Annotated in this window: 7 protein-coding genes; 5 read left to right on the top strand and 2 right to left on the bottom strand. The window is 65.7% G+C overall.

Annotated features, from left to right (window positions below):
* Nucleotides 1-225: 225 nt before the first annotated feature.
* The gene (locus G7007_RS15260; protein WP_181102956.1) at nt 226-882 is read right to left on the bottom strand and encodes a histidinol-phosphatase; all 657 of its coding nucleotides are present in this window, start codon (nt 880-882) and stop codon (nt 226-228) included.
* A gap of 141 nt (nt 883-1,023) precedes the next feature.
* Between G7007_RS15260 and G7007_RS15255 the strand changes: the two genes are divergently transcribed.
* Together G7007_RS15255 and ptsP are read left to right on the top strand one after the other, a co-directional pair.
* The gene (locus G7007_RS15255) at nt 1,024-1,503 is read left to right on the top strand and encodes an RNA pyrophosphohydrolase (protein WP_060395339.1); all 480 of its coding nucleotides are present in this window, start codon (nt 1,024-1,026) and stop codon (nt 1,501-1,503) included.
* 22 nt (nt 1,504-1,525) lie between these two features.
* Nucleotides 1,526-3,805 carry a phosphoenolpyruvate--protein phosphotransferase gene (ptsP, locus tag G7007_RS15250; RefSeq protein WP_181102954.1) on the top strand — a complete coding sequence of 760 codons (2,280 nt, stop codon included), beginning with the start codon at nt 1,526-1,528 and terminating at the stop codon, nt 3,803-3,805.
* A gap of 8 nt (nt 3,806-3,813) precedes the next feature.
* Here the strand turns inward: ptsP and G7007_RS15245 are convergent, their stop codons facing one another.
* Nucleotides 3,814-4,560, bottom strand: a complete 747-nt coding sequence (locus G7007_RS15245; protein WP_181102952.1) for an NRDE family protein — start codon at nt 4,558-4,560, stop codon at nt 3,814-3,816.
* A gap of 128 nt (nt 4,561-4,688) precedes the next feature.
* Here G7007_RS15245 and G7007_RS15240 point away from each other — a divergent pair, with 128 nt between their 5' ends.
* The 3 genes from G7007_RS15240 to G7007_RS15230 are packed head-to-tail and all read left to right on the top strand — an operon-like array spanning nt 4,689 to nt 7,317.
* Complete coding sequence (locus G7007_RS15240) at nt 4,689-5,471, top strand: sulfite exporter TauE/SafE family protein (RefSeq protein ID WP_181102950.1); 783 nt, start codon at nt 4,689-4,691, stop codon at nt 5,469-5,471.
* A 16-nt stretch (nt 5,472-5,487) separates the two neighbouring features.
* Nucleotides 5,488-6,297, top strand: coding sequence for a prolipoprotein diacylglyceryl transferase (lgt, locus tag G7007_RS15235; protein WP_181102949.1), 810 nt, complete (start codon nt 5,488-5,490; stop codon nt 6,295-6,297).
* Between the two features lie 48 nt (nt 6,298-6,345).
* Nucleotides 6,346-7,317, top strand: a complete 972-nt coding sequence (locus G7007_RS15230; RefSeq protein WP_181102947.1) for a thymidylate synthase — start codon at nt 6,346-6,348, stop codon at nt 7,315-7,317.
* Nucleotides 7,318-7,332 lie beyond the last annotated feature (15 nt).

Here is a 7,332-nt window from a genome sequence, read left to right as displayed (position 1 = left end):
AAGACTCAAGTCCTGGTCATGCTGGCCCGCAAGCTGGCTCGGGTGGTCTTTGCCCTGATCAGAAGCGGAGAGGAATATCGTCCAAAAGCCGCTTGAGCGCTTGGCAATTACCATAGAATCTCCCACATGGACTGTGAGCTGCATCACCACGGCGGGTGTGGGAGCGGGCTTGCCCGCGATTGGGCCCGCAGGGCCCACAGAACCCGTCAGCGCGACACGCCGGCCTCATCCCCTCAACGACATGACCTCCCAACCCCGCCGCTCGGCTTCCGCCCGCAATGCTGGATCCGGGTCCACCGCCACCGGGTGGGTCACCCGCGCCAGCAGTGGAAGGTCGTTCATCGAATCGCTGTAGAAGTAGCTGTCCTCCAGGTCATGCCCGTTCTCCAGCATCCAGCGTTCGAGCCGTGTCACCTTGCCTTCACGGAAGCACGGTATATCGGTACTGCGGCCCGTGAAGCGTTCGTCCCGGCGCTCGCATTCGGTGGCCAGCAGCGTACGCACGCCCAGGCGGCGGGCGATCGGGCCGGTCACGAAGCGGTTGGTCGCGGTGATGATCACCAACTGGTCGCCCGCCTCGCGGTGCCGCTGCAGCAGCGCCAGGGCCTTGGGCAGGATGATCGGCTCGATGCAGTCGCGCATGAAGTCCTGGTGCCAGTGCGCCAAGGTGGCCGGCTCGGTCACGGCGAGGATCTCCAGGGAAAAGGCCAGGTAGGCCTGCAGGTCGAGGGTGCCGGCCAGGTAATCCTGGTAGAACGCATCGTTGCGGCGCTTGTAGATGACCGGGTCGAGCACGCCTCGGGCGCAGAGGTAGTCGCCCCAGGCATGGTCGCTGTCGCCACCGAGAAGGGTGTTGTCCAGGTCGAATAAAGCCAGGCGCATCGCAGTCGCTCGCAACGTCTTCGGGTGAGACCCCGCAGAATACGGAGTTTCCAGGTCGCTGCACATAAGCGGGCGGGCGCGTTGCTGCGCTCGCAGGCTTTGTGGAACAATGCCTGGACATGCGTTTGCGAGGTTGCTGCCGTGATCGACCCGGATGGTTTCCGCCCCAATGTCGGGATCATTCTCACGAATGATGCCGGACAGGTGTTATGGGCTCGACGGATCAACCAGGATGCCTGGCAGTTTCCCCAGGGTGGCATCAACCCTGAAGAGACGCCGGAAGAAGCCTTGTACCGAGAGCTCAACGAAGAAGTCGGCCTGGAACGCCAGGACGTGGAAATACTGGCCTGCACACGTGGCTGGTTGCGTTATCGTCTGCCCCAGCGACTGGTGCGCACGCACAGCCAGCCCTTGTGCATCGGCCAGAAGCAGAAGTGGTTCCTGCTGCGCCTGGTGAGCAACGAGCAGCGCGTCAGGATGGACCTGACCGGCAAGCCGGAGTTCGACGGCTGGCGCTGGGTGAGCTACTGGTACCCGCTGGGCCAGGTGGTGACATTCAAGCGCGAGGTGTACCGGCGCGCCCTCAAAGAGCTTGCACCGCGTCTTCTGACGCGCGACTGACGACGGAGTTCGACCCCGAGCCATGCTCAATACGCTGCGCAAGATCGTCCAGGAAGTGAACGCCGCCAAAGATCTCAAGACGGCGTTGGGGATCATTGTCTTGCGTGTGAAGGAGGCCATGGGCAGTCAGGTCTGCTCGGTCTACCTGCTCGACCCGGAAAGCAACCGGTTCGTCCTGATGGCCAGCGAGGGCCTGAACAAGCGCTCCATCGGCAAGGTCAGCATGGCGCCCAACGAGGGCCTGGTCGGTCTGGTCGGTACGCGGGAAGAACCGCTGAACCTGGAGAACGCGGCCGACCACCCGCGCTATCGCTACTTCGCCGAGACGGGCGAGGAACGTTTCGCGTCCTTCCTCGGCGCACCGATCATCCACCACCGTCGGGTCGTCGGCGTCGTGGTCATCCAGCAGAAGGAGCGCCGTCAGTTCGACGAGGGCGAGGAAGCCTTCCTGGTCACCATGAGCGCGCAGCTCGCCGGGGTCATCGCCCATGCCGAGGCCACCGGTTCGATCCGCGGTCTCGGCCGTCCGGGCAAGGGCATCCAGGAAGCGCGCTTCGTCGGGGTGCCCGGTTCGCCCGGTGCGGCGGTCGGCCGCGCGGTGGTCATGCTGCCGCCGGCCGACCTCGATGTGGTGCCCGACAAGACCGTCGACGACGTCGACGCCGAGCTGCGGCTGTTCAACACCGCCCTGGAAAGCGTGCGCGAGGACATGCGTGTCCTGTCCGCCAAGCTGGCCACGCAGTTGCGTCCCGAGGAGCGCGCGCTGTTCGACGTCTACCTGATGATGCTCGAAGACGCCGCGCTCGGGGGCGAGGTGGTGCAGGTCATCCGCACCGGGCAATGGGCCCAGGGCGCGCTGCGCCAGGTGGTGACCGAGCACGTCAACCGCTTCGAACTGATGGACGACGCCTACCTGCGCGAGCGCGCCTCGGACGTCAAGGACCTGGGCCGCCGGCTGCTGGCGTATTTGCAGGAGGCGCGACAGTCGACCCTGGTGTATGCCGACAACACCATCCTGGTCAGCGAGGAGCTGACCCCGGCGATGCTCGGCGAAGTGCCGGAAGGCAAGCTGGCCGGTCTGGTCTCGGTGCTGGGGTCGGGCAACTCCCACGTGGCCATCCTGGCTCGGGCGATGGGCATCCCTACCGTCATGGGCCTGGTGGATCTGCCGTATTCCAAGGTCGACGGCATCGAGTTGATCGTCGACGGCTACAAGGGCGAGGTCTTCACCAACCCCAGCGAGGTGCTGCGCAAGCAGTATGGCGAGGTGGTCGAGGAGGAGCGCCAGCTGGCCCAGGGCCTGGATGCGCTGCGCGAACTGCCGTGCATCACGCCTGACGGCCACCGCATGCCGCTGTGGGTCAACACCGGCCTGCTCGCCGACGTCGCCCGTGCCCAGCAACGCGGCGCCGAGGGCGTCGGGCTGTACCGCACCGAAGTGCCGTTCATGATCAACCAGCGCTTTCCCAGCGAAAAAGAGCAGCTGGCCATCTACCGTGAACAGCTGGCGGCTTTCCATCCTCTCCCCGTGACCATGCGCAGCCTCGACATCGGCGGCGACAAGGCGCTGTCGTATTTCCCGATCAAGGAAGACAACCCGTTCCTGGGCTGGCGCGGCATCCGCGTGACCCTCGACCACCCGGAGATCTTCCTGGTGCAGGCGCGCGCCATGCTCAAGGCCAGTGAGGGGTTGAACAACCTGCGCATCCTGCTGCCGATGATTTCCGGCATCCACGAGCTGGAGGAAGCCCTGCACCTGATCCACCGGGCCTGGGGCGAGGTGCGCGACGAAGGCACCGACGTGCCCATGCCGCCGGTCGGTGTCATGGTCGAGATCCCGGCAGCGGTCTACCAGACCCGCGAACTGGCGCGCCAGGTTGACTTCCTGTCGGTCGGTTCCAACGACCTGACCCAGTACCTGCTGGCAGTGGACCGCAACAACCCACGGGTCGCCGACCTCTACGACTACCTGCACCCGGCCGTCCTGCAAGCCTTGCAGAACGTGGTACGCGATGCCCATGCCGAGGGCAAGCCGGTGAGCATCTGCGGCGAAATGGCGGGCGATCCGGCGGCGGCGGTGCTGCTGATGGCGATGGGCTTCGACAGCCTGTCGATGAACGCCACCAACCTGCCCAAGGTGAAATGGATGCTGCGCCAGATCGACATGGGCAAGGCGCGCGAAATGCTCGGCGAAGCGATGTCCCATGACAACCCGCAGGTCATCCACAGTTCGCTGCAACTGGCGCTGAAGAACCTGGGCCTGGCGCGGATGATCGGTCCCGGCGCGAACAAGACGCTCTGAGCCGCCGCTCAGACCGTCAGCCTGACGTCGCCCTGTGCCGTCCCCAGGGGGCCATGGCTTCGCTCGATCATGTGTCTTCGTCCCTGTGCATCGACGATCACCACCGTTCGTGCGCGCGTGCCGTAGTGGGGGCTGGCGATGAAGGCCGGGGACAGCAAGCGCTCGGTAGCCATCCCTACGCCGGTGTCCGGCAGTGCCGCGTCAGGCACGGGCGTTTCGTCTGCCAACAGCGCCAGCAACCGCTCGGGCTCGGGGGTGTCCAGCGTCTGCGCCAACGCCTGTCGCGCCTTGACCAGCTTGGGCCAGGGCGTGTCCAGCGCTGCGTTCGACAGCCCATAGACGCCGGGCGCCAGCAGGCGCGGCATGCCCTCGTGGGCATGCAGGTAACCCAGCGTCCGGCCATCGCCGACCAGCAGGTTGAAGCCTGCGTACGCGTTCACTTCACGCGTGACGCTCTCCAGATAATCGCGCGGCGCCAAGGCGCCTTGAAGAAATTCGGCGACCAGGTGACCCCGCGATCGGCTACCGCTCGGCTGTCCAGGTTGCCGGATATTGGTCAGCGCAGCGAAGCGTCCCTCGGGCCCTACGCCCAGCCAGGTGCCTCCGGCCTCCAGGTCACGCCCGGCATACACACCGGGTGCCTCCGGCCAGGGCCCCAGCGCGCGGGTCGGGCGTTGATAGAACTCGTCACGGTTGGCCGCCACGATCAGCGGTAGCGCATGGCCGGGACGCCAGGCGAAGACGATCAGGCACATCGATGAACCTCCAGGTTGTTCCCCACTGTACCAGCGCCCGATGCGCCCTTCAGCGCCATGACAGAGTTCACTAGGGCCTCGCGCCCAGCTTCCGTTACCATGCGGGCTGGTTTTCTGGAGGACGCTGCATGGAGTTCGCACTCTACCTGCTGTTGGGCGCCTGTGCCGGCGTGCTGGCCGGTCTGTTCGGCGTGGGCGGCGGCATCATCATCGTACCGGTGCTGGTCTTCAGCTTCACGTTGCAAGGCGTCGATCCGTCGATCCTGACCCACCTGGCCGTGGGCACGTCGCTGGCCAGCATCGTCTTCACCTCGATCAATGCCATCCTCGAGCACCACCGCAAAGGCGCGGTGCGCTGGCCGATCTTCGCCTGGATGACCCTGGGCATCCTCGCGGGCGCCTTGCTCGGGGCCAAGACCGCCTCGCTGATCCAGGGGCCGTCGCTGCAAAAGATCATCGGCGTGTTTGCGGTGCTGGTCGCCGTGCAGATGGCCCTCGACCTCAAGCCCAAGGCGCGCCGCGAGGTCCCGGGCAAGGTCGGCCTGGCAGCGGCCGGTGGCGTGGTCGGCTGGGCCTCGGCGATCTTCGGGATCGGCGGCGGCTCGCTCACCGTGCCCTTCCTGACCTGGCGCAGCCTGTCCATGCAGCAGGCCGTGGCGACCTCCTCGGCCTGCGGGCTGCCGATCGCCCTGGCCAGCGCCGCCAGTTTCATGCTGCTGGGCTGGCACGACGAGCGTCTGCCCGCGCACAGCCTGGGCTACGTCTACCTGCCGGCGATGGTCGGCATCGCCGTGACCAGCATGTTCTTCGCCCGCTTCGGCGCCCGCCTGGCGCATAGGCTTTCACCGCGCTTGCTCAAGCGCCTGTTCGCCGCGCTGCTGTTCAGCGTCGGCCTCAGCTTCCTGTTCTGAACCAAGAGGAACCACCATGCTGCCTTACCCGCAGATCGACCCCGTGGCCGTCGCCATCGGGCCGCTGAAAATCCACTGGTACGGCTTGATGTACCTGATCGGCATCGGCGGCGCCTGGCTGCTGGCCTCGCGACGCTTGCACCGTTTCGACCCGACCTGGAGTCGGGAAAAGCTCTCCGACCTGGTGTTCTGGCTGTCCATGGGCGTGATCGTCGGCGGGCGGCTGGGGTACGTGCTGTTCTACGACCTGTCCGCCTACCTGGCACAGCCGACGCTGATCTTCGAAGTGTGGAAGGGCGGCATGTCGTTCCACGGCGGCTTCATCGGCGTGATGCTGGCCGCCTTGTGGTTCGGCAAGCGCAACAACAAGTCGTTCTTCGAGCTGATGGACTTCGTTGCGCCGCTGGTGCCGATCGGCCTGGGCGCCGGGCGCATCGGCAACTTCATCAACGCCGAGCTGTGGGGCAAGCCGACCGACGTGCCCTGGGCCATGGTCTTCCCGCCGTTCAGCGACCCAGCGCAGTTGCCACGTCACCCCTCGCAGCTGTATCAGTTCGCCCTGGAAGGCGTGGCGCTGTTCGTCATCCTCTGGCTGTTCTCGCGCAAGCCACGTCCGACCATGGCCGTCTCGGGCATGTTCGCGCTGTTCTACGGTCTCTTCCGCTTCATCGTCGAATTCGTCCGCGTGCCCGATGCCCAGCTGGGCTATATCGCCTTCGGCTGGCTGACCATGGGTCAGTTGCTGTGCCTGCCGATGATACTTGGTGGCCTGGGCTTGATCTGGTGGGCTTATAATCGTGCACCGACGGCGAAACCCGCCCTTTGATTCCCACGGCAGGAGCGATCCTCCTGCCGTTTTCGTTACAGGTAGGCCATGAAACAGTATCTAGACCTGGTGCGTGACGTCATCGAGAACGGCACGCTGCAGCAGAACCGTACCGGCGTGCGCACCATCAGCTTGCCCGGCGCCATGCTGCGCTTCGACTTGCAGAAAGGCTTTCCGGCGATCACCACGCGCAAGCTGGCCTTCAAGTCGGCGATCGGTGAGATGGTGGGCTTCTTGCGCGGCGTGCGCGACGCCGGACAGTTCCGCGACCTGGGCTGCAAGGTCTGGGACCAGAACGCCAACGAGAACGCCCAGTGGCTGGCCAACCCGTTCCGCCAAGGGCATGACGACCTGGGCGAGATCTATGGCGTACAGTGGCGCCAGTGGCCGGGCTACAAGCGCATTCCCCTGAGCAACCCGGCGGCGATCGCCCTGGCCGAGCAGCAGGGCTTCCGCCAGATCGCCCAGGACCAGGAAGACGGACAGGCGTTCGTGGTGCTGTACAAGGCCATCGACCAGGTGCGTCAGTGCCTGGACACCATCGTCAACGATCCGGGCAGCCGGCGCATCCTGTTCCACGGCTGGAACTGCGCCCAGCTCGACGAGATGGCGCTGCCGCCGTGTCACCTGCTGTACCAGTTCCACCCGAATGTCGAGACCCGGGAAATCTCCCTGACCTTGTACATTCGCTCCAACGACCTGGGCCTCGGCACGCCGTTCAACCTCACCGAAGGCGCGGCGCTGCTGTCGCTGTTCGGTCGGCTGACGGGCTACACGCCGCGCTGGTTCACTTATTTCATCGGCGACGCGCACGTCTACGAGAACCACCTGGACATGCTGGGCGAACAGCTCAAGCGCGAGCCGCTCGCGGCGCCGCGGCTGGTGATCGACGAGCGCGTGCCGGCCTTCGCGGACACGGGCATCTATGCGCCGGAGTGGCTGGAGCGGATCGAGCCGAGCGATTTCCGGCTGGAAGGGTATGAGCACCATGCGCCCATGACGGCGCCCATGGCGGTCTGATAGTGCGATTCGGTG

The sequence above is a fragment of the Pseudomonas entomophila genome (genome assembly GCF_013523125.1).
GTDB lineage: Bacteria > Pseudomonadota > Gammaproteobacteria > Pseudomonadales > Pseudomonadaceae > Aquipseudomonas > Aquipseudomonas entomophila_B.
This window is presented reverse-complemented; position numbering and strand designations above follow the sequence as displayed.

Excerpts from the sequence above, each read along its gene's own strand:
- G7007_RS15230 (WP_181102947.1), top strand. The coding sequence starts at position 6,346 with ATGAAACAGTATCTAGACCTGGTGCGTGACGTCATCGAGAACGGCACG.
- G7007_RS15240 (WP_181102950.1), top strand. The coding sequence starts at position 4,689 with ATGGAGTTCGCACTCTACCTGCTGTTGGGCGCCTGTGCCGGCGTGCTG.
- G7007_RS15260 (WP_181102956.1), bottom strand. The coding sequence starts at position 882 with ATGCGCCTGGCTTTATTCGACCTGGACAACACCCTTCTCGGTGGCGAC.
- G7007_RS15245 (WP_181102952.1), bottom strand. The coding sequence starts at position 4,560 with ATGTGCCTGATCGTCTTCGCCTGGCGTCCCGGCCATGCGCTACCGCTG.
- lgt (WP_181102949.1), top strand. The coding sequence starts at position 5,488 with ATGCTGCCTTACCCGCAGATCGACCCCGTGGCCGTCGCCATCGGGCCG.
- ptsP (WP_181102954.1), top strand. The coding sequence starts at position 1,526 with ATGCTCAATACGCTGCGCAAGATCGTCCAGGAAGTGAACGCCGCCAAA.